The organism is Variovorax sp. DAIF25 (assembly GCF_050711835.1).
Taxonomy (GTDB): Bacteria; Pseudomonadota; Gammaproteobacteria; order Burkholderiales; family Burkholderiaceae_C; genus Variovorax.
The window spans coordinates 3,682,868-3,707,118 of sequence record NZ_CP136636.1; the positions used below are offsets into that span (position 1 = coordinate 3,682,868).

26 protein-coding genes are annotated in these 24,251 nt (G+C 70.5%); 13 read left to right on the plus strand and 13 right to left on the minus strand.

What is annotated here, in order from left to right; genetic code table 11:
- Window positions 1-10 precede the first annotated feature (10 nt).
- From R0232_RS17225 to fliR, 11 genes are all read left to right on the plus strand, one after another.
- Entirely contained in the window at window positions 11-688 is a 678-nt protein-coding gene (locus tag R0232_RS17225; RefSeq protein ID WP_431512844.1) for a FliH/SctL family protein, read from the plus strand.
- The gene (gene fliI, locus R0232_RS17230) at window positions 675-2,081 is read left to right on the plus strand and encodes a flagellar protein export ATPase FliI (RefSeq protein ID WP_093341679.1); all 1,407 of its coding nucleotides are present in this window, start codon (window positions 675-677) and stop codon (window positions 2,079-2,081) included. Before R0232_RS17225 ends, fliI begins: the two co-directional genes overlap by 14 nt.
- Window positions 2,078-2,527 carry a flagellar export protein FliJ gene (locus R0232_RS17235; RefSeq protein ID WP_398500445.1) on the plus strand — a complete coding sequence of 150 codons (450 nt, stop codon included), beginning with the start codon at window positions 2,078-2,080 and terminating at the stop codon, window positions 2,525-2,527. Before fliI ends, R0232_RS17235 begins: the two co-directional genes overlap by 4 nt.
- Window positions 2,524-3,777, plus strand: a complete 1,254-nt coding sequence (locus R0232_RS17240) for a flagellar hook-length control protein FliK (protein ID WP_431512845.1) — start codon at window positions 2,524-2,526, stop codon at window positions 3,775-3,777. The genes R0232_RS17235 and R0232_RS17240 overlap by 4 nt, the downstream gene beginning before the upstream one ends.
- A gap of 107 nt (window positions 3,778-3,884) precedes the next feature.
- Complete coding sequence (locus R0232_RS17245) at window positions 3,885-4,451, plus strand: flagellar basal body-associated FliL family protein (protein ID WP_431512846.1); 567 nt, start codon at window positions 3,885-3,887, stop codon at window positions 4,449-4,451.
- A 13-nt stretch (window positions 4,452-4,464) separates the two neighbouring features.
- On the plus strand, window positions 4,465-5,454 hold the full coding sequence (gene fliM / locus R0232_RS17250; RefSeq protein WP_431512847.1) for a flagellar motor switch protein FliM: 990 nt from the start codon (window positions 4,465-4,467) through the stop codon (window positions 5,452-5,454).
- On the plus strand, window positions 5,444-5,809 hold the full coding sequence (gene fliN / locus R0232_RS17255) for a flagellar motor switch protein FliN (protein WP_093341686.1): 366 nt from the start codon (window positions 5,444-5,446) through the stop codon (window positions 5,807-5,809). Before fliM ends, fliN begins: the two co-directional genes overlap by 11 nt.
- A gap of 25 nt (window positions 5,810-5,834) precedes the next feature.
- A complete protein-coding gene (locus tag R0232_RS17260; RefSeq protein WP_093341687.1) occupies window positions 5,835-6,131 on the plus strand; it encodes a FliO/MopB family protein in 297 nt (98 codons plus the stop codon).
- Window positions 6,112-6,861 carry a flagellar type III secretion system pore protein FliP gene (gene fliP, locus R0232_RS17265; RefSeq protein WP_431508852.1) on the plus strand — a complete coding sequence of 250 codons (750 nt, stop codon included), beginning with the start codon at window positions 6,112-6,114 and terminating at the stop codon, window positions 6,859-6,861. The genes R0232_RS17260 and fliP overlap by 20 nt, the downstream gene beginning before the upstream one ends.
- Complete coding sequence (gene fliQ / locus R0232_RS17270) at window positions 6,858-7,127, plus strand: flagellar biosynthesis protein FliQ (protein WP_057591754.1); 270 nt, start codon at window positions 6,858-6,860, stop codon at window positions 7,125-7,127. The genes fliP and fliQ overlap by 4 nt, the downstream gene beginning before the upstream one ends.
- Window positions 7,128-7,146: 19 nt before the next feature.
- Window positions 7,147-7,917, plus strand: coding sequence for a flagellar biosynthetic protein FliR (gene fliR / locus R0232_RS17275; protein WP_057591753.1), 771 nt, complete (start codon window positions 7,147-7,149; stop codon window positions 7,915-7,917).
- Between the two features lies 1 nt (window position 7,918).
- Here fliR and R0232_RS17280 read toward each other — a convergent pair whose 3' ends face one another.
- The 3 genes from R0232_RS17280 to R0232_RS17290 all read right to left on the minus strand — a co-directional run bounded on the left by R0232_RS17280 (window position 7,919) and on the right by R0232_RS17290 (window position 11,063).
- Window positions 7,919-8,446: a nucleoside 2-deoxyribosyltransferase gene (locus tag R0232_RS17280; protein ID WP_431508853.1), complete on the minus strand. Its 528-nt coding sequence runs from the start codon at window positions 8,444-8,446 to the stop codon at window positions 7,919-7,921.
- Window positions 8,447-8,573: 127 nt separating this feature from the next.
- Window positions 8,574-9,971, minus strand: coding sequence for an alkaline phosphatase PhoX (locus tag R0232_RS17285; protein WP_431508854.1), 1,398 nt, complete (start codon window positions 9,969-9,971; stop codon window positions 8,574-8,576).
- A 288-nt stretch (window positions 9,972-10,259) separates the two neighbouring features.
- Complete coding sequence (locus R0232_RS17290) at window positions 10,260-11,063, minus strand: helix-turn-helix domain-containing protein (RefSeq protein ID WP_431508855.1); 804 nt, start codon at window positions 11,061-11,063, stop codon at window positions 10,260-10,262.
- Window positions 11,064-11,129: 66 nt separating this feature from the next.
- Between R0232_RS17290 and R0232_RS17295 the strand changes: the two genes are divergently transcribed.
- Complete coding sequence (locus R0232_RS17295) at window positions 11,130-11,537, plus strand: helix-turn-helix domain-containing protein (RefSeq protein WP_431508856.1); 408 nt, start codon at window positions 11,130-11,132, stop codon at window positions 11,535-11,537.
- 3 nt (window positions 11,538-11,540) lie between these two features.
- Window positions 11,541-11,792: a hypothetical protein gene (locus R0232_RS17300; protein ID WP_431508857.1), complete on the plus strand. Its 252-nt coding sequence runs from the start codon at window positions 11,541-11,543 to the stop codon at window positions 11,790-11,792.
- On the opposite strand, the gene R0232_RS17305 is transcribed toward R0232_RS17300, so the two are convergent.
- From R0232_RS17305 to R0232_RS17350, 10 genes are all read right to left on the minus strand, one after another.
- Window positions 11,725-12,228, minus strand: coding sequence for a hypothetical protein (locus tag R0232_RS17305; RefSeq protein ID WP_093341697.1), 504 nt, complete (start codon window positions 12,226-12,228; stop codon window positions 11,725-11,727). The genes R0232_RS17300 and R0232_RS17305 overlap by 68 nt on opposite strands.
- A gap of 112 nt (window positions 12,229-12,340) precedes the next feature.
- A complete protein-coding gene (locus R0232_RS17310; protein ID WP_431508858.1) occupies window positions 12,341-14,380 on the minus strand; it encodes an ABC-F family ATP-binding cassette domain-containing protein in 2,040 nt (679 codons plus the stop codon).
- 168 nt (window positions 14,381-14,548) lie between these two features.
- The gene (prmB, locus tag R0232_RS17315; RefSeq protein ID WP_431508859.1) at window positions 14,549-15,427 is read right to left on the minus strand and encodes a 50S ribosomal protein L3 N(5)-glutamine methyltransferase; all 879 of its coding nucleotides are present in this window, start codon (window positions 15,425-15,427) and stop codon (window positions 14,549-14,551) included.
- The gene (gene dapE, locus R0232_RS17320) at window positions 15,424-16,602 is read right to left on the minus strand and encodes a succinyl-diaminopimelate desuccinylase (protein WP_208507889.1); all 1,179 of its coding nucleotides are present in this window, start codon (window positions 16,600-16,602) and stop codon (window positions 15,424-15,426) included. Before dapE ends, prmB begins: the two co-directional genes overlap by 4 nt.
- 15 nt (window positions 16,603-16,617) lie before the next feature.
- Window positions 16,618-17,766, minus strand: coding sequence for a PilT/PilU family type 4a pilus ATPase (locus tag R0232_RS17325; RefSeq protein ID WP_093341704.1), 1,149 nt, complete (start codon window positions 17,764-17,766; stop codon window positions 16,618-16,620).
- Window positions 17,767-17,858: 92 nt separating this feature from the next.
- Window positions 17,859-18,692 (minus strand): 2,3,4,5-tetrahydropyridine-2,6-dicarboxylate N-succinyltransferase, encoded by an 834-nt coding sequence (gene dapD, locus R0232_RS17330; protein WP_208507891.1) that lies wholly within the window; start codon window positions 18,690-18,692, stop codon window positions 17,859-17,861.
- 50 nt (window positions 18,693-18,742) lie between these two features.
- Entirely contained in the window at window positions 18,743-19,969 is a 1,227-nt protein-coding gene (gene dapC / locus R0232_RS17335; protein WP_431508860.1) for a succinyldiaminopimelate transaminase, read from the minus strand.
- 47 nt (window positions 19,970-20,016) lie between these two features.
- Window positions 20,017-20,652: a LysE family translocator gene (locus R0232_RS17340; RefSeq protein ID WP_431508861.1), complete on the minus strand. Its 636-nt coding sequence runs from the start codon at window positions 20,650-20,652 to the stop codon at window positions 20,017-20,019.
- 31 nt (window positions 20,653-20,683) lie between these two features.
- A complete protein-coding gene (argA, locus tag R0232_RS17345) occupies window positions 20,684-22,030 on the minus strand; it encodes an amino-acid N-acetyltransferase (protein ID WP_093341712.1) in 1,347 nt (448 codons plus the stop codon).
- 43 nt (window positions 22,031-22,073) lie between these two features.
- Window positions 22,074-24,089, minus strand: a complete 2,016-nt coding sequence (locus tag R0232_RS17350) for an AAA family ATPase (RefSeq protein WP_431508862.1) — start codon at window positions 24,087-24,089, stop codon at window positions 22,074-22,076.
- Window positions 24,090-24,251: the final 162 nt, after the last annotated feature.

Consider the following 24,251-nt stretch of genomic DNA (forward strand, 5'->3'; position numbering starts at 1 on the left):
AGGTCCGGGCGTGAGCCGCGGCGCCTTCATCCGCGGCGAGGATGTCGCGCGCTTCGCGCGCTGGCAGTTCGCCGCCGTCGGCGCCGAGGGCAACGTGCTCGGCGGCGTGGTCGATCCCGAGGCGATCGAGGAGGCGCGCCAGCAGGGCCGCGACGAAGGCTATGCGGCCGGCCGCGCGGCCGCGCAGGCCGAGGCGCGCGAACAGATGGAGGCCTACCAGGCCAACGAGGGCCTGGAGGCCGCGCAGCGCGTGGCCGCCTTGCTCGCAAGCGCCGAGGCGCAGCTGGCCGAGGTGCAGCAGGAGCTCGCGCGCGGCACGCTCGAGATCGCCTGCGCGCTCGCGCGCCAGGTGCTGCGCCAGGAGATCGCGACCCGGCCGGCCGTGCTCGAGCCGGTGGTACGCGAGGCGCTCGCGATGCTCGCGGTCGATGGCAAGGCCAGCGCCGTGCGGCTGTCGCCGGCCGATTTCGAGAGGCTGGGCGTCGCGCTGCGCGCCGAGTTCGAGGGCCAGCCCGTGAGCGTGGTGGCCGATGCGGGCATCGCCCCCGGCGACTGCCTGGTCGAATCGGCCGGCACCGTCATCGACGGCGGCGTGGCCACGCGCTGGTCGCGCGCGGTCGCGGCGCTGGGTCTGGCGATGCCGTGGCAGGACGACGTGGCGCCGAAGGACCCGGATGCGGCTGGCTGACCCGCTCGACTGGCGCCAGTTCATGGCCGATGCGCAGGCGCGGCTGGCGCACGACGCCGGCCTCGAGGCGCGCGGCACGCTGACCCGGCTCACCGGCCTGGTGCTCGAGGCCTCGGGCATCCGCGCGCCCGTGGGCTCGCAGTGCCTGGTGCGCATGGGCAGCCAGCCCGCGGTGCTGGCCGAGGTGGTGGGTTTCTCGAACGACCGCGCCTTCCTGATGCCGGCCGGCGAGGTGCAGGGCCTGTCGAGCGGCGCCAGCGTGGTGCCCGCCGCGCCCTATGTGCCGGTGCCGCGGCTCGGCGAGGCCGATCCCGGCATCGCGCCGCGCGTGGGCGCGCTGCGCCTGCCGCTGGGCGACGGGCTGCTGGGCCGGGTGGTCGATCCGCAGGGCCATGTGCTCGACGACCTGGGCCCGCTGACCGAGGTCAGCGCCGAGCCGCTGGATCGCGCGCCGATCAATGCGATGGACCGCGACCCGGTGCGCGAGCCGCTCGATACCGGCGTGCGCGCGATCAATGCCTTGCTGACCGTCGGCCGTGGCCAGCGCATCGGCCTGTTCGCCGGCTCGGGCGTGGGCAAGAGCGTGCTGCTCGGCATGATGGCGCGCTACACCGCGGCCGACGTGATCGTGGTCGGCCTGATCGGCGAGCGCGGCCGCGAGGTGAAGGAATTCATCGAGGACATCCTCGGCCCCGAGGGCCGCGCGCGCTCGGTGGTGGTGGCCGCGCCGGCCGATTCGCCGCCGCTCTTGCGCATGCAGGGCGCGAGCTACGCGACCGCGGTGGCCGAGCATTTCCGCGACCAGGGGCTGCACGTGCTGCTGCTGATGGATTCGCTCACGCGCTATGCGATGGCGCAGCGCGAGATCGCGCTGGCGATCGGCGAGGCGCCGGCCACCAAGGGCTATCCGCCCTCGTGCTTCGCCAAGCTGCCGCGGCTGGTGGAGCGCAGCGGCAACGGCCTCAACGGCGTGGGCTCGATCACCGCCTTCTACACCGTGCTGTCGGAGGGCGACGACCAGCAGGACCCGATCGCCGATGCCGCGCGCGCCATCCTCGACGGCCACATCGTGCTGTCGCGCGCGCTGGCCGAGGAGGCGCATTTCCCGGCCATCGACATCGAGCAGTCGGCCTCGCGCGTGATGCACAACGTGGCCTCGGCCGGCCACCTCGAGTGCGCGCGCCACTTCCGCGCCATCTATTCGCGCTACCGCAAGAGCCGCGACCTGGTGCGCGTGGGCGCCTATGCCGCGGGCAGCGACCCGGCGCTCGACCAGGCGATCCGGCTGCAGCCCGCGATGACCGCGTTCCTGCAGCAGCGCATGCACGAGAGCGCGCCCTTCGATGTCAGCCTCGGTGGCATGGCCGACGTGCTCGAGGGCCGGCAGCCATGAGCGGTCTGGAGATTGCCGCCGACATGGCGCGCGACCGGCGCGACGCCGCGGTGCAGGTGCTCGCGCAGGCGCGGCAGAAGTGGCTCGCGGGCCAGGTGCAGCTCGACCAGCTCGAGAGCTATGCGCAGGAATGCACCGCGCGCTGGGCCACGCGCTCGCTCAACTGCACGCCCGAGCTGATGCGCCACCACTACCAGTTCATGGAGCGGCTCGATCACGCGATCGCGTTGCAGACCGGCATCGTGCGCGAGCTCGGCCAGGGCGTGGAGCGCGCGGCCGTGCCGGTGCGCGAGGCCGAGGCGCGGCTCGAGAGCCTGCGCCAGCTGGTGCAGGCGCGCGAGCGCGAGCTGCAGCTGCAGGCCGACCGGCGCGCGCAGAAGCAGACGGACGAGCAGGCGGCGTTGCAGCACCGCCGGCACCAGGAACGCACGGAGGAATGGCGATGAGCGTCGAAGTCGCGCGCACGAGCGTCGATCCCTTGCTGCCCGCGCGTGCGCCGGCCGCGCGCGAGCAAGGCGGCGCGGCCGATGCCTTCGACCGGGCGCTCGAGGGCGCGAATGAATCCCAGGCCTCGGAGGCGGCGGAAGCGGCCGGCGAGGAGGGCGCTTCGAGGCCCGTGAAGACACCCACCGCGGGTGCCGCCAAAGAGGACGAGAAGGCCGACGAGGCGCTTGCCGGCGCGCCAGTGCCCACAACCACGCAGCCGGCCGTCGAGCCCTGGATGCTGCTGGCGCAGGGCGCTTTCGTGAGCCGCGAGGGCAAGGCGGGGGACGCGTCCGTCGCCACGGCCGAGGCCGCGGTCGATGCCGTGAACGGCGCCGGAGCGGGACCGAAGCCCGCCAAGGGCATGCCCGCGTTGCCGGCGCCCCCCGGCACCACGCAGGACGCCGCTGTCGATGTGCCCGTCGCGCCCGCGGCCAAGCCGAATGCCACGGCGACCGCGCGCAGCACGGCGCAGCGCCTGGCGAACCTGGCGGCGGCCGATGCCGCGGCCGCGCCGCAGCGCACCGCGCCGTCGCAGGCCCTGCCGCCGAAGGAAGAACTCGCCGCCGCCTCGCTGTCCGTGCAGGCGCGAACGATCCAGACCGCGGTGACGGAAACCGTCGCCACCGTGGCCGCGCCGCGCCGCGCCGAGCGAAGCACCGAGCGCGGCAGCGCCACCGGCACGCTCGCCGATCCCGGCAGCGCGACCGCGGGCACGTCCTCCTCCGCCTCGGCATCGTCGGCCTGGATGGCACCCGTGGATGCCGCGTCCGCCGCCGCCTCGGCCGGTGGCGCCGTGCTCGCCGACCGCATGACCGAGCAGGTCAGCTGGTGGCTGGCGCAGAAGTCGCAGGGCGCCGATGTCTCGCTCGAGCTCGCGCCGGGCCAGACCGTGTCGTTCAGCGTGCAGGTGCAGGGCAACGAGGCGCAGATCGCGTTCCGCAGCGACCAGCCCGAGGTGCGCCAGATGCTGGGCCAGGCCGCGGCGCAGCTCAAGGACCTGTTCGGGCAGGAGGGGCTGCTGCTGTCGGGCGTGACCGTGGATGCGCAGTCCGCGGGCACGCAGCAGCGCGGCGAGGGCGAGGGGCGGCCCGATGCGCGCGGCGTGGTGCGCGGCGTCGCGCGGCTCGGCGCGGCCTCCGCCTCGGCGCCCGCGCCGGTCGTTGCGCGTGCGCCGCTGCCGGCGGGGCGCGCGCTCGATCTGTACGTCTGAGCGGTTTTCCCCCCTTTTATCCGCCCCTTCCCACGGCCCTCGCGATCGAATAATCGACCGCACGAGGATGGCGATGGCCGCCGTCCGTGCCCCCAAGGAAATCCAACGTGTCCGCCAAAGCCGCCGACCCCGCCATGGCCAATGCCGCGCCGCCACCCAAGGGCAGGATGAAGCTCGTGCTCGGCATCGTCGTCGCCGTGCTGCTGGCCGGCGGTGCAGCCGCGGGCGGCACCTGGTTCTTCCTCAACAAGAACGGCGCCGCTGCGCCGGCCGCCGCCGCCGAGTCGGAGCCCGAGCCCGATGCCAAGCATGTGGACGCCACCTACCTCGCGCTCGAGAACCTGATCGTGAACCTGGCCGACCCGGGCGGCGAACGCGTCGCGCAGATCGGCATGACGCTGGACGTGAAGGACGAGAAGACCGCCGCGCGCCTGAAGACGCTGATGCCTGTGGTGCGCAGCCGGATGCTGATGCTGGTGTCGCAGCGCACCTCCGAGGAACTGCTCAAGCGCGACGGCAAGGAGAAGCTGGCCGAGGACGTGATGATCGAGGTGACGCGCGTGCTCAACCCCGACGCGGCGCGCGCCGGCGACGACGAGGCGCCGCGTGCGCGCAAGCCGCGCGCGAACGGGCCGGTGCGCGGCGTGCTGTTCTCCAGCTTCATCGTGCAGTGAGCCCGAAGCGCCCATGAGCAGCAGCGAACAGGACACCGAGGCCGCGCCCGAGGCGGCGGCTCCCACCGACACCGCCGAGCGCATGGCCGACGCGGCCGCGCGCGACTACGACATCACGGCCGGCGAGGAGCGGCTGGTGCGCCGCCCCATGCCCACGCTCGACGTGGTGCACGACCGCTTCGCGCGCAACCTGCGCCAGGGCCTGTTCCAGCTCGTGAGCCGCAGCGCCGACATCGCGATCGAGCCGGTGCAGCTGCTGCGCTTCTCCGATTTCCTCGGCGCCTTGCCGCTGCCGTCCAACTTCAACATCGTGGCGATGCCGCCGCTGCGCGGCCGCGCGCTGGTGGTCTGCGAGGCCACGCTGATCTCGGCGCTGGTCGATGCGCTGTACGGCGGCTCGGGCACGGTGCATGCGCCGATCGAGGGCCGCGACTTCTCGCCGACCGAGCAGCGCGTGATCCAGCGCGCGCTCGGCGCGATCTGCCATGCCTACAACACCGCTTGGCAGGACGTGTACCCGCTCAAGCTGGTGCCCGACCGCTCCGAGACCCACGTGCAGTTCGTCGACGTGGCCGCGCCCGGCGACACGGTGCTGGTCAACCTGATCAAGGTCAGCGTCGCGGGCGTCACGGGCCACATCCACGTCTGCCTGCCGTACGCCTCGCTGGAGCCGATCCGCTCGGTGCTCTACGGCGCGCAGCAGGCGCGCGAGATGGCCGAGGACCGGCGCTGGGTGACCATGCTCACGCGCGAGATCCAGGCCGCCGAGGTCACGCTGGTGGCCGAGCTGGCCCATCCCGAGGTCACGGTGGCGCAGCTCATGAGCATGAAGCCCGGCGACTTCATCCAGTTCGACCGCCTGCCGCAGCTGGTGGCCTCGGTCGAGGGCGCCCCCGTGTTCATCTGCCACTACGGCACCCACAACGCGCGCTACGCCTTGCGCATCGACGAATGCCTGCGCGGCGACGACCCGCACTGGCTTGGAGGTTCACATGTCCACTGATCAAGCCACCCCAGACAACGCGGCCGGCGGCTGGGCCGAGGCACTCGAGGAAGTGCCCGCGGGCGCCGCCGCTTCGGGCGCGGCGCCGCTGCAGGACATCCAGCGCGTGCTCGACATCCCGGTGCAGCTCTCGGTGGAGCTGGGCCGCAAGAAGGTGCCGATCAAGCAGATCCTGCAGCTGGGCCAGGGCTCGATCGTCGAGCTCGACACGCTCGCGAGCGAGCCGATGGACGTGCTGGTCAACGGCTACCTGGTCGCCCAGGGCGAGGTGGTGGTGGTCAACAACAAGTTCGGCATCCGGCTGACCGACGTGGTCGCGCCGGCCGAGCGGCTGCGCCGGCTCAACCGGGTCTGAGGCGGCTTTTCCTCCGTTTGCCTTCATGACGCAGAGCCTGCTCACCATCGTCGTCTTCATCGGCCTGATCTGCGCCGTGCCCTTCGTGCTGCGCCGCCTGCAGCAGCGCCGCGGGCTCGGTCCGGCCGGCGCGGGCGGTTCCGCCTCGCGCCTGCTGTCGGCGGTGGCGGTCGGGCCGCAGCAGCGCGTGGTGACGGTCGAGGTCGGCCCCGAGGGCGCGCGGACCTGGCTGGTGCTGGGCGTGACCGGCCAGTCGATCACCTGCCTGCACACGCTGCCGGCCGCGTCTTCCGAGGTGCCGCATGCGCAATTGCCGCGCTAAGGCCCTCGCGGCCGTCGCGCTGCTCGCGCCCGCGTTCGCCTTCGCGCAGGAGGCCGGCGGCCAGCTGCCGCTGCTGGTGGGCTCGGGCAGCGGCGGCACCAGCTTCTCGGTGCCGGTGCAGACCTTGCTGTTCTTCACCGCGCTGTCGTTCCTGCCGGCCATCGTGCTGATGATGACGGGGTTCACGCGCATCGTGATCGTGCTGTCGCTGCTGCGCCAGGCGCTGGGCACGCAATCGGCGCCGCCCAACCAGGTGATCATCGGCCTGTCGCTGTTCCTCACGGTGTTCGTGATGGGCCCCACGCTGGACCGCGTCTACGACGAGGCCTACAAGCCCTACAGCACCAATGCCATCGGCTTCGAGGAGGCGCTCAAGCGCGCCGAGACGCCGATGCGTCAGTTCATGCTCAAGCAGACGCGCCAGAGCGACTTCGCGCTGTTCGCGCGGCTGGCCAAGCTGCCGGCCGACGTCAAGGCCGAGACCGCGCCGATGCGCGTGCTGATCCCGGCCTTCGCCACCAGCGAGCTCAAGTCGGCGTTCCAGATCGGCTTCATGATCTTCATCCCGTTCCTGGTGATCGACATCGTGGTCTCGAGCGTGCTGATGTCGCTCGGCATGATGATGCTGTCGCCGGTGCTGGTCGCGCTGCCGTTCAAGCTCATGCTGTTCGTGCTCGCGGACGGCTGGAACCTGTTGATCGGCTCGCTCGCCGCGAGCTTCGCCACATGAACGCGCAGATGGTCCTGACCATGGGGCAGGAGGCGCTGGTCATGCTCCTGACCGTGTCGCTGCCCGTGCTGCTGGTGGTGCTGGTCGTGGGCCTGGTCGTGAGCATCTTCCAGGCCATCACGCAGATCAACGAGGCCACGCTGGCCTTCGTGCCCAAGCTGGTGGCGGCCGTGGCGGTGTTCGCGCTGGCCGGGCCGTGGATGCTCGCCACGCTGGTCGACTACATCCGCCGCGTGATCGAGTCGATTCCGCAGATGGTGCTGTAGCGCGCCTTCTTCTTTTTTCGTGCTGACCTTCACCGAAGCCCAGCTCATGGCCTGGGTCACGCCCGTGCTGTGGCCCTTCCTGCGCGTGCTGGGCGTTTTCACCACGGCGCCGGTCTTCTCCTCGCGTGCCTTTCCGGTGCGCGCGCGCATCGGGCTGGCCTTCATGGTCGCGCTGTGCGCGCAGGCCACGCTGGACACGCCGCCGATGATCGGCCTCAACGACGCCGCGATGCTCGGCACGCTGGTGCAGCAGGTGGGCATCGGCATGGCGATCGGCTTCTCGGTGCGCATGGTGTTCGCGGCGGTGGAGTTCGCGGGCGAGCTGGTCGGGCTGCAGATGGGGCTGAACTTCGCCTCCTTCTTCGACCCCGTGAGCAGCGGCCAGACCAGCGCCGTGTCGCGCTTCTTCGGCAACATCGCGGTGCTGTTCTTCGTGGTGATCAACGGCCACCTCACGGTGCTGATGGCGGTGATCCGCAGCTTCGAGGCCTTCCCGGTCGGCGGCAGCCTGCTGCAGGCGCTGGCGCGCACGCGCATGCACGAGCTGGGCACCGACCTGTTCGCGAGCGCGATGTGGATCGCGCTGCCGATGATCGGGCTCCTGCTGTTCGTCAACTTCACGCTGGGCATCGTCTCGCGCGTGGCGCCGCAGATGAACATCTACGCCATCGGCTTCCCGGTCACGCTGACCGCGGGGCTGGCCGGCATCGCGCTGGTGCTGCCGATGATGGAGCAGCCGCTGCTCGCGCTGATGGAACGCATGATCACGACCGCCGCGGGCGGCCGCTGAGTCAGCCCAGGCGTTCGCGCAGCAGGTCGAGCGCGTCCTCGGCCGTGCGCGCGATGCGGATCGAGCAGGCCAGCATCAGGTTGAGCGGCAGCTCGAAGCCCTCGATCGCCATGCCGTTCGCGTCGCGCAAGGTGCCGTCGGCATCGCGCCGCGTGGGCAGCGCCGTTTCGACGCGCGCCGCGTAGCTGCCCTCGGGAATGCCGTAGCCCACCACCGGCAGGCCCAGCGCGATCGCCACCCCGACCTCGAACACCGTGCCCGAATCGGGCTCGGTGCCGCGGAACGGCGACAGGTCGGCGATCACGCCCGAGGCGCGGCGCAGCAGCGCCATGTTGGTGTCGTAGATCGCCTGCGCCACTTCGGCCGGCGGCGTGGCCGGGCCGCTCGCGTCCTCGGCCGGCGGCAGCGCCTCGAGACCGCGCGCCTCGCAGGCCTCGACCAGGCGCTGCAAGCGCGCCGTGGCATCGGCGCTGAAGACATCGGGACCGGCGAGGTAGACGCGCCGCACGCGGTCGGAAGGAGCGTTCATGGGCCGAGTATGCGGCGGCATGGCGTGCGTGTGCGTAGGGCGATGCGCCCTGGCATATCGCCGCGGACGAAAAAAAGCCCGGACGAACCGGGCCAAGACTGCTCGCAGGAATGCGCGCCGCGCCGCTTTACTTGGCGGGCGAAGGCAGCGTGATCTCGAAGGTGATGCCGCCGTTGCTCGAGCCGCTGGTGCCGCGCTGCGAGCTGAAGTACAGGCGCGTGCCGTCGGGCGAGAGGGCGGGGCCGGTGACTTCGCTGTCGTCGTGGCCCACGAGGCGCATCAGCGGCTGGGAGGTGCCGGCTTCGATGCGCAGCACGCCGATCTCGAGATTGCCCGCGTCCTCGGCCACGAGGATGTCGCCGAGCGCCGAGATCGTCAGGTTGTCGGGCTCGTCGATCGAGTGCGTGGCCGGGTCCTTGTCCTTGCCGTCGTAGATCACCTCGAGCGTCTGGTTCAGCGTGTCGTAGGCCCAGATGCGGGCATTGAACGAGGTCACGAAATAGACGATGCCGTTGAAGAACCAGATGCCCTCGGCCTTGGTGAAGATGGCGCCGGGCGGCGTGAGGCCGCCGGTGCGCATGGCGCTGCGCACGCCGGCCTGCGCCTTCTCGGGATTGATCACGTCGAGCCATTCCACGGGCTGGGGCGTGCCGTAGTCCTTGAGCTTGGCGTAGTCGGGCGCGGCGAGGTCCACGTCGTTCACGATGCCCTTGACCTTGAGCACTTCGAGCCGGCCGCTCTTCATGGCGGGACGCGCCGCGCCTTCGGGCCAGTCGCTGGCGTCGCAGACGAAGCGGTAGACGCGGCCGCCCGAAGCGTCCTCGGTCAGGTAGAGCGTCTTGTGGACCGGGTCCACGCAGACGGCTTCGTGCGCATAGAGGCCGAGCGCGGGCAGGCTGGGCGCGCTGCTGGCGTCGACCCAGGGCTTGGCGGGATCGCACTCCCACACCATGCCGCTCGAATGCTCCTCGCACGAGAGCCAGGTGCCCCAGGGCGTGGGGCCGCCCGCGCAGTTGGTGGAGGTGTTCTTGAGCACCGCGTACGAATCGACGACCACGCCATTCTTGTCGAAGCGCAGCGCGCCGACGCCGCCGTTCTTGCTGCCGACTTCCGAATTGCTCAGGTAGATCCAGCCGCCGTCGGGGCCCGGATAGACCGCGCCGCCATCGGGCGCGCCGTGCCATGCATAGCTGCCCGCGGCCGCGGTGCCCGAGCGCGCGACGATGCGCGAGCTGAAGCCCTTGGGCAGCATCACGCCGTTGGCGTCGGCGGCCTGCAGCGCGGAGAACTCGGCGAACGGGCTCTTCTTCACGGGCGGCGCCGGCGGCGGTGCGGGCGGCTCGCCCGCGGGCGGCGGGCTCGGCGGCAGGGCGCCGATCGGCGGGAAGGCCACGCCGTCGCCGCCACCGCCGCAGGCGGCGAGGAAGGCGGGCAGCGTGACGGCACCGGCGGTGGCGAAGCTCTGGCGCAGGAAGGCGCGGCGCTGGGGCAGGTCGAGGGGAATCGCGGGGAAGGCTTTTGTCATGTTCTTTGCATCGTGAAGTCAGGTCGCGGTCAGGGAGGACCGGGCGCGATTCTTCGGGGGTGCGATGGCAGAACGATGACGCTGGACGCGAGGCGTCGCGGAAAAAAAACAGCCCGCACGAGGCGGGCTGGAAGGTGACCTGCGGAGGAGGGAGGATCAGAGGTACAGGTCACAGGGAGAGCCCTTAATGTGCTCTGCGAACCTGCATGCAACCTGACCGCGGGCGCCGTTTCGCATTCCTGGAGGGATGCTCATCCTGCGCTCATTCTTCTCGCCGCGGCGCTCGACTCAGTCCTCGTCTTCCCACTTGCCGATGACCGTGCCCAGCACGGTGAACGCGAGCCGGATCGGTTCGTGCGCGGGATTGAGCGGCTGCAGCCAGCGCCGGCCGTCCTCCTGCTTGAAGGCCTTGAAGGTGACCTCGCCGCTGGCGTCGAGCCTCGCGATGATGCGTTCGCCGTCCATCGGCTGCACGCGCTGCGGGTCGACGAAGATGATCGCGTCGACGGGATAGCTCTTCAGGTGGCCGCTGGGCGCGGTCATGCTGTCGCCGCGCACGCGCAGCGCATAGGCCAGCTCGCTGTGGCGGCTCACGCAGGGAATCCACATCTCGGCCGGAACCGGCTGCGGCGGCGGCGCGGGCGGCAGCTTGCCCTTGCGCAGTTCGCGCACGTTGAGCGGCAGCGGCGGCGCGGCCGGCGGTGGCGGCTCGGGGATGGTGGGGCCGGCCCAGGTGGCAGCCTGCTCCCAGTCGATCAGCGGCACGGTGCCGGGCGTGCCGGCGCGATAGGAGGGGATCGGCGGCGGCACGCGGGTCACGCGGTAGGGGCCGTCGCGTTCGCTCGCGATGTGGCTCGAGCGCTGGAGGGTGGCTTCTTCCCAGGGCGCGCTGCACTCGCCGGTGACCAGCCAGATCGGATCGCAGTTGTAGGCGCGCGCGAGCTGCACCAGGCCCGAGGGCCGCACCGTTTCTCCGCGTTCGATCTTCGAGATGTCGGATTGCCGCACGCCCGAGAGTTCCTCGGCCTGCCGCTGCGTCAACTTGGCGTATTTGCGAGCCGCCAGCGCCCGCGCCGCGAGGGGATCTTCCATGGGCGCGAATTTAAGCGCGAAGGAATATTCACTCTCAACTCTAGAATGAGCGAAAGGGAGTCAACCATGAAGCCACAGGAGCTCGTACTGGCGCTGCGCGCCATGGGACTTACGCAGAAGCAGATCCAGAAACGGACCGGCATTCCGCAACCCACCATCAGCAAGATCGGGCGCTACGGCGAGCGCGACGTGATGCTGCGCACCTACGACGCGCTGCTCGCCGCCTACGAGCAGCAGCTCAAGGAAGGACCGGTGGCGCCAGGACCGGGCCGGGGCCGGCCATTGTCGCGCAGCGCGCCGGCCGTGACCACGGCCCCCGGCGCCGCGCCGCTCCCGACGCCCGCGGCGTCGGCCCCCGCACCGGCGCCGGCCAGGGCCGGCAGTTCGTCGCGCCGCCGGCCCGCGCCGGCCTCGGTGGTGCTGCGGCCCTTTCCGCGCGGCCCGCTGCCCTGGCCCGCGATGCACCGCGATTGAGCCATGCGCCGCGAAGCCGCGCCGGGCCTCGAGTTCGAGGGCGCGCTGCGCGGGCTGCTGATGCTGGTGTCGGTCGCCGTGATCTGCGTGGGCTCGCAGGCCGGCGACATGCTGGCGCTGGGCCTCGGCGGCTTCGGCCTGGCGGTCGGCGTGGCCCTGGCGCTGGCCACGCACGACCGCGAATCGCTCAGGCGGACGCGGGCGCTTCGGCGGGCGGCAGCGCGAGCGCGGTGCGCACGCGCACGCAATCCTTGATGTGCTGTTCGCCCAGCGCGCGCAGCGCGGCGTAGCCGAGGGCGGCCGACACCACCTGCCCGGCGATCGGCACGTACTTGGTGGCCTGCTTGGCCGTGAGCCGCATGCCCGCATGGCGCGCGAGCTTGAGCAGCAGCTCGCGCGTGACCAGCCGGCCGACCAGCAGCGCGCCGACCGTGGTGGCGGCCTTCTGCACGCGCTCGCGCTGGTGCGTGCCGAGGCGGTCGATCTGGGTCACCGAGAGCCCGAACTCGGCGCTGATCTGCGGCACCAGCCGCGAGAGCAGGGCGGCATCGGCCATCCAGTCGACGCCCGGCAGCGGCACGGCGCTGGCGGCCGCGGCCATCAGCGCCTTGCGTCCGAGCAGGCGCCGGCTGCGCAGGATGGCGGCGATCAGCTTCTCGTCGCCCTGGGCCAGTTCGATGGCGGATGGCATGCGGTGCACCTCCCGGGTGGTCGGATGGATGGGGATCTTCCGATAGATGGTCCGCCCGGGCGGTGGTTCAAGGCCTGCAGGCGTTACTGGCGTTACAGGCGTCTCAGGCCCGTCACGCGCTCAGGGCTTCCAGCTGGTCCGACAGCGCGAGCCAGCGTTCCTCGAGCTGGCCGATCTCGTCGTTGAGCGCCTTGAGCCGCTTGCCGGCGTCGGCGATCTCGGCCGGCGGCAGCGGCTCGGCCAGCCGGGCCTCGAGCGCGCTGCGCTCGCTGCCGGCCGCGGCCATGCGCTCGTCGATCTTCGTGAGCTCGCGCTTCAGCGGCTTGGCCTGCTCGCTGCGCTGCTGGCGCTCCTGGGCGTCCTGCTTGCGCTGCTGCGGGTTGCGCGACGAGGCCGCGGGCGACGAGGCGGGCGACACGGGCGCCGGTGCCGGCGCGGGCGCCGCCACCGGCGCCGGGGCAGGGGCCGCGGCCGATGCCGCCGCCGCGTTCGCCACCTTGGCCTCCTCGCGCAGCCGCTTGGCCTCGTCGAGCAGGTAGCGCTGGTAGTCGTCGAGGTCGCCGTCGAAGTCGCCGACCACGCCGCGGCCCACGAGCCAGAACTCGTCGCAGACCGAGCGCAGCAGCGCGCGGTCGTGGCTCACGAGCATCAGCGTGCCCTCGAACTCGTTGAGCGCCACGGCCAGGGCCTCGCGCGTGGCGAGGTCCAGGTGGTTGGTGGGCTCGTCGAGCAGCAGCAGGTTGGGCCGCTGCCAGACCATCATCGCGAGCACCAGGCGCGCCTTCTCGCCGCCGCTCATGGTGCCCACGGGCTGCTTCACCATGTCGCCGCTGAAGTTGAAGCTGCCGAGGTAGCCGCGCAGCGCCTGTTCGCCGGTGGCTTCCTTCACGCTGCTGCCGAGTTCGCGCGCCATGCGCACCATGTGCTCGAGCGGGTTGCTCTCGGGGTGCAGCACGTCGAGTTCCTGCTGCGCGAAGTAGCCGATGTTCAGGCCCTTGCCCTCGGTGACCTGGCCGGCCAGCGCGCCCATCTCGCGCGCGATGGTCTTCACCAGCGTCGACTTGCCCTGGCCGTTGGCGCCCAGGATGCCGATGCGCTGGCCCGCGAGCACCGAGCGGTTGACGCCGCGCAGGATGGTCTTGGGCTCCTCGTTCTCGATCTCGTAGCCGAAGCTCGCGTTGCTGATCGACAGCATCGGGTTCGGGATGTTGCCCGGCTCCTTGAACTCGAAGCTGAAGTCGGCCTCGGCCAGCAGCGGCGCCACGCGCTCCATGCGCTCGAGCGCCTTCACGCGGCTCTGGGCCTGCTTGGCCTTGCTGGCCTTGGCCTTGAAGCGGTCGATGAACTTCTGCAGGTGGGCGATCTTGTCCTGCTGCTTGGTGAAGGCCTGCTGCTGCTGCTCCATCTGCAGCGCGCGCATGTCCTCGAACTTGCTGTAGTTGCCGCCGTAGCGCGTGAGCTGGGCGTTGGCGATGTGCAGGGTCACGTCGGTCACGGCGTCGAGGAACTCGCGGTCGTGGCTGATGACGATCATGGTGCCCGCGTAGCGCTGCAGCCAGGCTTCGAGCCAGACCAGGGCGTCGAGGTCCAGGTGGTTGGTCGGTTCGTCGAGCAGCAGCAGGTCGCTCGGGCACATGAGCGCGCGCGCGAGCTGCAGCCGCATGCGCCAGCCGCCCGAGAAGCTGTTGACCGGCGCGTCGAGCTCGTGCGCCTTGAAGCCCAGGCCCAGGATCAGCGCCTGCGCGCGCGGCACGGCGTCGTGCTCGCCGGCATCGGCCAGGTCGGTGTAGGCATGCGCGAGCGCCATGCCCGCATCGGCGTCGTCGGGATCGGCCTCGTGCGCGGTCTCGGCCAGCGCGAGCGCCTCGCGCAGCTCGACCAGGCGGGTGTCGCCGCCGACCACGAAGTCGGTGGCCGACTCCTCGGTCTCGGGCATGTTCTGCGCGACCTGCGCCATGCGCCATTGCTTGGGCACGGAGAAATCGCCGCCGTCCTCGTGCAGGGTGCCGTTGAGCAGCGCGAACAGGGTGGACTTGCCCGCGCCGTTGCGGCCCACCAGGCCGACCTTCTCGCCGGGGTTGAGGGTGACGGTGGCGCCGTCGAGCAGGACCTTGGCGCTGCGGCGAAGAATGACGTTCTTGAGAGTGATCATGAGAGAGGAACCGTGGGGGCGATTATCCCGCCCGGCCCTTGCGGCTTGGCGACAAGGGACAAAGGCGCGGAAAACCAGCCCGAAAACCGGGATTCGCGGCCGATGGCCGCGAGAAGAAGGTGGAAGGGGGTTCGGTCGAGCGCAGCTAACGCACGCCGGCGCCGGCCCTCATGGCGGCGTGAGCGCCGCCAGCGCGGCGCGGGTGGCGAGCAGCACCTGGTCGTCGCCGGCCGAGGTTTCGAGCCACACCACCTCGAGCTGCGGGAACGCCGCCTCGAAGTGCTCGCGCTCGTTGCCGATCTCCAGCACCAGCACCGCGTGCTCGCTCATGCGCGCGGGCGCGTCGGCGAACAGCCGGCGCACGAAATCCATGCCGTCGGCGCCGCCGGCCAGCGCCAGCTCGGGCTCGGCGCGGTATTCGGCGGGCAGGGCGGCCATGCTCCGGCTGTTGACGTAGGGCGGGTTGCACAGCACCAGGTCGTAGGGGCCGGGCGTGGCCGCGAGGCCGTCGGATTCGATCAGCGTCACGCGCGCATCGAGTGCATGGCGCGTGACGTTGATCGCGGCCACCTCGAGCGCTGCCACCGACAGGTCGGCCGCGTCCACCCTCACCTCGGGATAGGTCAGCGCCGCGAGCACCGCGAGGCTGCCGTTGCCGGTGCACAGGTCGAGCACGCGCTGCGTGTGTTCGCCGAGCCAGTAATCGATGGAGCCGTCGGCGATCAGCTCGGCGATGAAGCTGCGCGGCACGATGGCGCGCTCGTCGACATAGAAGGACACGCCCTGCAGCCAGGCTTCCTTCGTGAGGTAGGCGGCGGGCTTGCGGCTCGCGATGCGCTCGGCGATCAGGGCCTCGACCTTGGCCGCGTCGGCCGGCGCCACCGGCGTGTCGGCCACGGCGTCGAGCTCGTCGAGCGGCAGCTTCAGGCGCCACAGCACCAGCCAGGCCGCTTCGTCGAAGGCGTTGGCCGTGCCATGGCCGAAGGCCACGCCGGCCTGTTCGAGTTGCTCGGCGCCGGCTTCGATCAGCGCGATGACGGTCTTCATGCCGCGAGCGCAGCGTCGAGCTGCTTCAGGGTGCGCAGGTAGATGTTCTTCAGCGTCTCGATCTCGGCCACCTCGATGTGCTCGTCGATCTTGTGGATGCTGGCATTCACCGGGCCGAGCTCGACCACCTGCGGGCAGACCTTGGCGATGAAGCGCGCGTCGCTGGTGCCGCCGCTGGTCGACAGCTCGGTCTCGATGCCGGTCTCGTCGCGGATCGCGCCCTGCACGGCCGCGACCAGTTCGCCCGGCGTGGTCAGGAAGGGCAGGCCGCCGACGGTCCAGGCCAGGGTGCAGTCGACGCCATGCGCGTCGAGCACGGCCTGCACGCGCTGCTGCAGCGCCTGCGGCGTGGACTCGGTCGAGAAGCGGAAATTGAAGTCGATCACCGCGCTGCCCGGGATCACGTTGCTCGCGCCGGTGCCCGCGTGGAAGTTGCTGATCTGCCAGCTCGTGGGCTGGAACCAGGCATTGCCGGCGTCCCAGCCGCCGGCCGCGTTGATCGCGACCAGCTCGGCCAGCGCGGGCGCCACCGCATGCACCGGGTTCTTCGCGAGGTGCGGGTAGGCGATGTGGCCCTGCACGCCCTTGACCGTGAGCTTGCCGCTCATGGTGCCGCGGCGGCCGTTCTTGATCATGTCGCCGCAGCGCTCGACGGCCGTGGGCTCGCCGACGATGCAGTAGTCGAGTTTCTCGCCGCGCGCGGCCAGCGCATTGCACACGACCACGGTGCCGTCGACGCCCGGGCCTTCCTCGTCGCTGGTGAGCAGCAGCGCCAGCGTCAGGCGCGGATCGGGCACGGCCTGCAGGAACTCCTCGATCGAGACCACGAAGGCGGCCACCGAGGTCTTCATGTCGCAGGCGCCGCGGCCATAGAGCTTGCCGTCGCGGTGCGTGGGCGTGAACGGGTGGCTGGTCCACTGCTCGACGGGGCCGGTGGGCACCACGTCGGTGTGGCCCGCGAACACCAGCGTCTTCGTGGCGGCCGAGGCGTCGGCCGGGCGGCGCACCGCCCACAGGTTGGTGACCCGAAAGTCCGCCGGACCGCTCTCGATGGTCTCGAGCGCGAAGCCCAGCCGCGCGAGCCGCTCGCCCAGGATCTGTTGGCAGCCCGCGTCGTCGGGGGTGACGGAAGGGCGCGAGATCAGTTGTTCGGCGAGCTGGAGCGTGCGGGACATCGGGGGGGGCGGTTCTCAGAATTTCACGTCGAGCGTGATGTCGGTGAAGGTGGGCTCGTCGAGCTGGTCGGTCAGGTGCCGCTCGTCGGCCTGGGGCTTGGGCGCCTGGCGGTTCTGCAGGCGCCACATGAGGTTGGTGGGCGAATCGGCATGCGCCAGCCCTTCCTCGCGGGTGATGCGCTCCTCGATCACGAGGCGCGCGATGTCTTCCTCGAAGGTCTGCGAGCCTTCGGCCATGGATTTCTCCATCGCTTCCTTGACGCCCGAGAAGTCGCCTTTCTCGATCAGCTCGGCCACCAGCGCGGTGTTGAGCATGACCTCGAGCGCCGGCACGCGCGCGCCCTGGGGCGTGCGCAGCAGCCGCTGCGAGACGACGGCGCGCAGCGCCGAGCCCAGGTCGCCCAGCAGCGTGGGGCGCACCTCGACCGGGAAGAAGCTCAGCACGCGGTTGAGCGCGCGGTAGCTGTTGTTGGCATGCAGCGTGGCCACGCACAGGTGGCCCGACTGCGCATAGGCGATGGCCGCGGTCATGGTCTCACGGTCGCGGATCTCGCCGATCTGGATCACGTCGGGCGCCTGGCGCAGCGCGTTCTTCAGCGCCGTCTGCAGCGACTGCGTGTCGCTGCCCACCTCGCGCTGGTTCACCAGCGAGCGCTTGTTGGTGTAGGTGAACTCGATCGGTTCCTCGACCGTGAGGATATGGCCGCTGGCGTGCTCGTTGCGGTAGTCGAGCATCGAGGCCAGCGTGGTGGTCTTGCCGGCGCCGGTGGCGCCCACCATCAGGATCAGCCCGCGCTTCTCCATGATGAGGGTCTTCAGGATGTCGGGCAGGTTGAGCTCGTCGAAGCCTGGGATGACCGAGGCGATGTGCCGCACCACCACCGCGTAGGTGCCGCGCTGGCGCATCGCGCTGATGCGGAAGTTGCCCGCGCCCTCGATGCCCACCGCCATATTGAGCTCGCCGTTGGCCTCGAGCTCCTGGATGCGCGCGGGCGGCACCACCTCGGCCAGCAGCGCGAGCGGCGCGGCCGGCGGCAGCACCTGCGCATTGATCGGCACGCAGACGCCGTTGATGCGGATCTGCACCGGGGAGTGCGCCGACAGGTAGATGTCGGAGGCCTTGCGCTCGGCCATCAGCCGAAGAATCCGCTCCATCATGTTCATCGTCGCTCTCCTTCTCCTCGGTCGTTCGGCGGTGCCGTCGTGGCACTCTTGGTGGGACAGGAAAAAGGCGGCCCCTTTCGGCCGCCGTTCGATCAGTCGCGCAGCAGGTCGTTGAGGCTGGTCTTCGAGCGCGTCTGCGCGTCGACCGTCTTCACGATGATCGCGGCGTAGGTGCTGTAGTCCTGGCCGGTCTTGGTCTTCTTGGGCAGGTTGCCGCTGATCACCACGCTGCCGCTGGGCACGCGGCCGTACGAGATCTCGCCGGTGTCGCGGTTGAAGATCGGGGTGCTCTGGCCGATGTAGACGCCCATGCCGAGCACCGAGTTCTCTTCCACGATCACGCCTTCGACCACTTCGGAGCGCGCGCCGATGAAGCAGTTGTCCTCGATGATGGTCGGGTTGGCCTGCAGCGGCTCGAGCACGCCGCCCAGGCCCACGCCGCCCGACAGGTGCACGTTGGCGCCGACCTGCGCGCACGAGCCCACGGTGGCCCAGGTGTCGACCATCGAGCCTTCGCCCACGTAGGCGCCGATGTTCACGTACGAGGGCATCAGGATCGCGCCCTTGGCGATGAAGCTGCCGCGGCGGGCCACGGCCGGCGGCACGATGCGCACGCCCGAGTCCTTGAGCTCGCTGGCCGACAGGTGCGAGAACTTGGTCGGCACCTTGTCGTAGAAGCCGAGCGAACCGGCCTGGATCTGCTCGTTGTCCTTGAGGCGGAACGACAGCAGCACGGCCTTCTTGATCCACTGGTGCACCGTCCACTGGCCCACGCCCTGGCGCGTGGCCACGCGCAGCTTGCCGTTGTTGAGTTCGGTGATCACGTGCTCGACGGCATCGCGCACCTCGGCCGAAGCGGCGGTGGCGGAGATGTTGGCGCGGTCTTCCCACGCGGCGTCGATGATTTGTTGCAGTTGCTGGGTCATGAGGACTCTCGGATGAAGAAGCGAAAAATCGGAGGCGGGGAGAGGCAGGATCAGCGGCCGCCCTGGACGAAGCGCACGATGCGCTCGGCCGCTTCGACGCACTCGGCGGTCTCGGCCACCAGCGCCATGCGGATGCGGCCCTTGCCCGGGTTGACGGGGGCGCCGCCCTGCGGGCCATGCGTGTCGCGTGCCAGATAGCTCCCCGGCAAAACCGTGACATTGTATTGAGCGTGGAGCGCGCGGGCGAAGCCTTCGTCGTCGCCGGCCCACACTTCGGGCACGCCGGCCCAGAGGTAGAAGCTGGCGTCGGGCAGGCGCACGTCGAGCACCGGCTCGAGCAGCGGCGTGACGGCCGCGAACTTGGCGCGGTACATCGCGCGGTTGTGCACCACGTGTTCCTCGTCGCCCCAGGCGGCGATGCTGGCCGCGGCCACGATGCCGCTCATGGCGCTGCCGTGGTAGGTGCGGTAGAGCAGGAATTTCTTGAGGATGTCCGCATCGCCCGCGACGAAGCCGCTGCGCAGGCCCGGCACGTTGCTGCGCTTGGACAGCGAGGTCAGCGCGACCAGGTTCTTGAAGTCGCCGCGGCCGAGCCTGGCCGCCGCTTCCAGCCCGCCGAGCGGCGGCTCGTCGCGGAAGTAGATCTCGCTGTAGCACTCGTCGGAGGCGATCACGAAGCCATGGCGCTCCGACAGCTCGAACAGCTTGCGCCATTCGTCGAGCGGCATCACGGCACCGGTCGGGTTGCCGGGCGAGCAGACGAACACCAACTGGGTGCGCTGCCAGATCGCCTCGGGCACGCTGTCCCAGTCCACGGCGAAGTTGCGCGCCGGCACGCTGGGCGCGTAGTAGGGCTCGGCGCCCGAGAGGAAGGCCGCGCCCTCGTAGATTTGATAGAAGGGATTGGGCGAGATCACGACCGGCGGATGGTCGCGGTCGCTGGGGTCGATCACGGTCTGGGCCAGCGAGAACAGCGCCTCGCGCGAACCGTTGACCGGCAGCACCTGGGTGGCCGGATCGAGCGCGAGGCCGTAGCGCTTTTGCAGCCAGTCGGTGAAGGCGGTGCGCAGCTTCAGGTCGCCGGCGGTGGCGGGGTAGGCGGCCAGCGCGCCGAGGCCGGCGCTCAGGGCCTCTTTGATGAATTCGGGCGTGGCGTGCTTGGGTTCGCCGATGCCGAGGCTGATGGGCTTCAGGTCGGGGTTCGGCGTGACGCCAGCGAACAGCTGCTTCAGCCGTTCGAAAGGATAGGGCTGGAGCCTGGAAAGCAGGGGATTCATGGGGCGCGATTATCGGCGACACGGGCCGCCGCCGCCCCGGCGCGGGCTCAGGGCGTGGCGCGGCGGTAGAAGGCCAGCGAGCCGGCCAGCGCCAGCAGCATCGCGCCGCAGGTGCGGTCGATCCAGCGCGCGGCACGCGCGGTCAGCAGCTGCATCGCCTTGGCGCCGACGAAGGCGTAGACCAGCATCACGGCCATGTCGAGGCCAGCGAACAGCACCGCGATGATCGCGTACTGCACGCCCTGCGGCGAGGCGGGATCGATGAACTGCGGCAGCAGCGCCGAGCAGAACAGGTAGCCCTTGGGATTGGTCACCGCCACCAGGAAGGACTTGAAGAAGACCTGGCGGCCGCTGCCCGGCGCGGCGGCCGCGCCCTCGGCGGGCCGCTCGAAGCTGCCGCCCTTCGAGCGCAGCATGCGGAGGCCGAGCCATGCGAGGTAGGCCGCGCCCACCCACTTGAGCATCGAGAACCAGAATTCCGAGGCCGCGAGCAGCGCGCCCAGGCCCAACGCCACCGCGCCCACCAGCACGAAGTCCGACAGCATCGCGCCGAACATGCCCGGCAGCGCGCCGCGCACGCCGCGGCGCGAGCCATTGCTCAGCGCCAGCAGCACGGTGGGGCCGGGCGTGGCGATGGCGGCCAGGGCCACGATGGAGAACAGCAGGGCGGTGGTGAGCGTCATGGTTTCTCGCGGGCAGAATCGATGGAGGGGCTCAGATCTTCTTCACCAGCACCTGGCTCTTGCGGTCCCAGTTGTACTTGCGCTTGCGCGCCTCGGGCAGCCAGTCGGGGTTGACCTGCTGGAAGCCGCGCTTGAGGAACCAGTGCATGGTGCGGGTGGTGAGCACGAACAGGCTCTCGATGCCCATGGCCTTGGCGCGGTGCTCGATGTGCTTGAGGATGCGCTCGCCATCGCCCTGGGCCTGCGACTGCGGCGAGACGGTGAGCGCGGCCATCTCGGCGGTCTTGGCCTCGGGATAGGGATAGAGCGCCGCGCAGCCGAAGATCACGCCGTCGTGCTCGACCACCGTGTACTGGTGGATGTCGCGCTCGATCTCGGTGCGGTCGCGCTTGACCAGCGTGCCGTCGCGCTCGAAGGGCTCGATCAGCTGCAGGATGCCGCCGATGTCGTCCACCGAGGCCTCGCGCAGGCTCTCGAGCTTCTCGTCGATCACCATGGTGCCCACGCCGTCGTGCACGTAGATCTCGAGCAGCAGCGAGCCGTCGAGCGCGAACGGCAGGATGTGGTTGCGCTCCACGCCGGCCTTGCAGGCCTTCACGCAGTGCTGCAGGTAGAAGGCGGTGTCGGTCGGTTTCTGCGCCGGCGGCAGCGCGGCCAGCAGCTTCTCGGCGGCGTCCAGCGGCAGCTCGGTGTCGATCGGGTTGTCCTCGCTCTCGGGCAGCTCGCTGTGGATGCGGATGCCCGGGGTCTCGGTCAGGAAGATCAGCTTGTCGGCCTGGATCGAGATCGCCACGCTGGTCGCGACTTCCTCCATCGTGAGGTTGAAGGCCTCGCCGGTGGGCGAGAAACCGAACGGCGACATCAGCACCATCGCGCCGAAGTCGAGCGTGCGGCGGATGCCGGCCGAGTCGACCTTGCGCACGAGCCCCGAATGCTTGAAGTCCACGCCGTCGACCACGCCCACGGGCCGCGCGGTGATGAAGTTGCCCGAGATCACGCGCACCGTCGAACCCGCCATCGGCGTGTTCGGCAGGCCCTGGCTGAACGCGGCCTCGATCTCGTAGCGCAGCTGGCCCGCGGCTTCCTGGGCCGAGTCGAGCGCCACCGCGTCGGTGATGCGGATGCCGTGCGAGTACTTCGCCTCGTGGCCCTTGGCGGCGAGCTGCTCGTTGACCTGCGGGCGGAAGCCGTGCACCAGCACGATCTTCACGCCCATGCTCTGGATCAGGGCCAGGTCCTGCGCGATGCTCTGGAGCTTGCCGGCCGCGATCGCCTCGCCCGCGAGCCCGACCACGAAGGTCTTGCCACGGTGCGTGTGGATGTAGGGCGCGACGGAGCGGAACCAGGGCACGAAGGTGAAATTGAAGACGGTCGACATGGGGCGTGATTGTGCATTCTTGGGCGCGTTTTGGTGCAGCGCATCAGGCCAGGGCGCGCAGCAGCCGCGCGGCGCCCCCGGCCGGCGGCGTGCCGCGGGCCTTGAACGACGCGAGCTGGGTGGCGTAGGCGTCCAGCGGTTCGGCCTCCGGCGCGGCCGGCGGGCCCGCCGTGGCGAGCGGCAGGCCGAGCAGCGCGGCGAGTTCGGCCGGCGCGATCGAGCCCTGCGCCATCAGCGCATCGACCACGGCCAGGAAGGCCGTCGCGTGCGACTCGATCAGCTCGAGCGCGCGGATGTGCTCGCGCGCCAGGATCTGCTCGATCTCCCGGTTGGTGGCTGCCACGTCGGTGTTGAGGTTGTCGTTGGCGTCGGTCGTCACGTCGGTGCGGCTCCAGCGGCTGCCGAAGGCGTGGTGGCGCACGTGGCGCGCCGCGGTCTCGGTGGCCTGCGCCAGGTCCTGCTCGGCGCCGGTGGTGGCGCCGGCATCGCCGAACACCAGCCGCTCGGCCGCGCGGCCGGCCAGGCTCACGCAGATGCTGTCGAGCGTGTTCTGCTTCGACCAGGCCTTGCGCTTCACGTAGCTGTTGTAGCCGCCCTCGAACGAGGCCACGTTGATGCGGATCTCCTGCGGCGCGCGGCCGAACAGCAGCGCATAGACCAGCCCGTGGCCGGCCTCGTGCACCGCCAGCAGCGCGCGGAAGTCGGCATTGGCGCGCTGCTTGAGCCGGTTGAGCTCGAGCACCACCGGGAACTCGCGCCGCGCGAGGCGAAAGCGCGCCACCATCTTCGCCTGGCCCTGCGCACCCGGCGATCCGTCGCCCGCGTCCAGCATCAGCCACACCGGCTCGGCGCCGTTGGCGCCCTGTTCGAGCGCCCAGAGCGCCGCGTTGACCAGGGTCGCGCTGAGGATCGCGTGGATCGACGAGAACAGCGGCCGCGTGCCCTGCGCGGGGAACACCGCGTTGGCGTAGATCTGCTCGTAGACGCTGGCGTCGAGCACGAAGCGCACGCCCGAGCTCTCCTGGATCTCGCCCACGTAGCGGTCGCAGATCGAGAGGATCAGGCGCACGTAGGTCGCGCGGTCGAACGAGGGATAGATCACGTGGTTGTTGCCCAGCCGCGCGATCTGCTCGGGCTTGAAGCGTTCGGCCAGCGCCTTCTTGACGTCGATCAGCGAGAGTTTCTTCGTCAGCGCGTGGAAGATGTCTGCGTCGGTGTCGCAGTCCTCGACCCGCTTGGCGGTCTCGGCATACATCTCGTCGAGGTTGCCCGAGACGAAGACCAGCAGCTTCGAGTAGTCGGTCTCCCAGCTCTCCTGCGAGGCGCGGAAGGCGCGCAGCCGCTCCTGAATCTCGGCCGGCTTCCAGGTCATGATGTCGAGCAGCGATTCGCGCAGCTTGAGGCAGCGCTTGAACTCCTGCGCCTCCCACGGCGAGAGCTGCAGCCGGCGCTTGCGGCGCGGCTTGCCGTCCTTCTGGTCTTCCTCGTCGTCGTCCTCGTCCACGCCCTTGCGGTCCTGGTCGTACTCGGCCCAGGCCAATGAAGACTCGATCTCGCCGAGCACCGACAGCGAGGGCGGCAGGCGGCCGTCGGACAGCAGCGCCCAGACGTCCTGGTAGCGCTCGACCTTGGCTTCCTTGCCGTGCTTGTCGACGGTGCGAAAGCGCTGGAACTCGTCGAGCACCAGGATGCCGCGCTCGCCCTCGGCGATGCCCGACTCGGCCAGCATGGCCGAGATCGAGCCGGCGCTGCGGTGCCCCGAGCCGTGGCTGAAGCCGTCCATCTGCACTTCGATGAAGCGGTCGTAGAAGCCCAGGTGCTGGGCCAGGCGGCGCACCAGCTGCGTCTTGCCGGTGCCCGTGAGGCCCCAGAGGCAGATCACGACTGGGCGGCCGATGAGCTGCGGCAGCACGTACCAGGCGCGCAGCGAATCGATCACGCGATCGATGATGTCGTCGATGCCGAAGAGCTCGGTCTTCAGCGAATGGGCCACGGCCTGCAGGTGGCGCGAGCGCTCGGCGAGTGTCGCATGCAGGTCGGAATGGATGTCGTTGGACATGGCGGTCTTTTTCTTCTTCGGATGATGTTTCGGGAGACGGGAACGCGGCCGCTTCCCCGCGAACGGGGAGAGGCTGCATGCGAGGCGCTGGTCGGGATCAGGGCGGCGCGCTTCGGACTGCTGCCGAAGCGCGCGGGCGGCGTTCCGTGAAGGAGAACGCGG

Bases quoted from the DNA above. Each gene is read 5' to 3' on its own strand.
- argA (WP_093341712.1), bottom strand. From the start codon at position 22,030: ATGTCGACCGTCTTCAATTTCACCTTCGTGCCCTGGTTCCGCTCCGTC.
- dapD (WP_208507891.1), bottom strand. From the start codon at position 18,692: ATGACCCAGCAACTGCAACAAATCATCGACGCCGCGTGGGAAGACCGC.
- fliQ (WP_057591754.1), top strand. From the start codon at position 6,858: ATGAACGCGCAGATGGTCCTGACCATGGGGCAGGAGGCGCTGGTCATG.
- dapE (WP_208507889.1), bottom strand. From the start codon at position 16,602: ATGTCCCGCACGCTCCAGCTCGCCGAACAACTGATCTCGCGCCCTTCC.
- dapC (WP_431508860.1), bottom strand. From the start codon at position 19,969: ATGAATCCCCTGCTTTCCAGGCTCCAGCCCTATCCTTTCGAACGGCTG.
- R0232_RS17285 (WP_431508854.1), bottom strand. From the start codon at position 9,971: ATGACAAAAGCCTTCCCCGCGATTCCCCTCGACCTGCCCCAGCGCCGC.
- R0232_RS17300 (WP_431508857.1), top strand. From the start codon at position 11,541: ATGCGCCGCGAAGCCGCGCCGGGCCTCGAGTTCGAGGGCGCGCTGCGC.
- R0232_RS17235 (WP_398500445.1), top strand. From the start codon at position 2,078: ATGAGCGGTCTGGAGATTGCCGCCGACATGGCGCGCGACCGGCGCGAC.
- R0232_RS17325 (WP_093341704.1), bottom strand. From the start codon at position 17,766: ATGAACATGATGGAGCGGATTCTTCGGCTGATGGCCGAGCGCAAGGCC.
- prmB (WP_431508859.1), bottom strand. From the start codon at position 15,427: ATGAAGACCGTCATCGCGCTGATCGAAGCCGGCGCCGAGCAACTCGAA.
- R0232_RS17350 (WP_431508862.1), bottom strand. From the start codon at position 24,089: ATGTCCAACGACATCCATTCCGACCTGCATGCGACACTCGCCGAGCGC.
- fliN (WP_093341686.1), top strand. From the start codon at position 5,444: ATGTCCACTGATCAAGCCACCCCAGACAACGCGGCCGGCGGCTGGGCC.
- R0232_RS17290 (WP_431508855.1), bottom strand. From the start codon at position 11,063: ATGGAAGATCCCCTCGCGGCGCGGGCGCTGGCGGCTCGCAAATACGCC.
- R0232_RS17295 (WP_431508856.1), top strand. From the start codon at position 11,130: ATGAAGCCACAGGAGCTCGTACTGGCGCTGCGCGCCATGGGACTTACG.
- R0232_RS17240 (WP_431512845.1), top strand. From the start codon at position 2,524: ATGAGCGTCGAAGTCGCGCGCACGAGCGTCGATCCCTTGCTGCCCGCG.
- R0232_RS17310 (WP_431508858.1), bottom strand. From the start codon at position 14,380: ATGATCACTCTCAAGAACGTCATTCTTCGCCGCAGCGCCAAGGTCCTG.
- R0232_RS17260 (WP_093341687.1), top strand. From the start codon at position 5,835: ATGACGCAGAGCCTGCTCACCATCGTCGTCTTCATCGGCCTGATCTGC.
- fliP (WP_431508852.1), top strand. From the start codon at position 6,112: ATGCGCAATTGCCGCGCTAAGGCCCTCGCGGCCGTCGCGCTGCTCGCG.
- R0232_RS17340 (WP_431508861.1), bottom strand. From the start codon at position 20,652: ATGACGCTCACCACCGCCCTGCTGTTCTCCATCGTGGCCCTGGCCGCC.
- R0232_RS17305 (WP_093341697.1), bottom strand. From the start codon at position 12,228: ATGCCATCCGCCATCGAACTGGCCCAGGGCGACGAGAAGCTGATCGCC.
- fliI (WP_093341679.1), top strand. From the start codon at position 675: ATGCGGCTGGCTGACCCGCTCGACTGGCGCCAGTTCATGGCCGATGCG.
- R0232_RS17280 (WP_431508853.1), bottom strand. From the start codon at position 8,446: ATGAACGCTCCTTCCGACCGCGTGCGGCGCGTCTACCTCGCCGGTCCC.
- fliM (WP_431512847.1), top strand. From the start codon at position 4,465: ATGAGCAGCAGCGAACAGGACACCGAGGCCGCGCCCGAGGCGGCGGCT.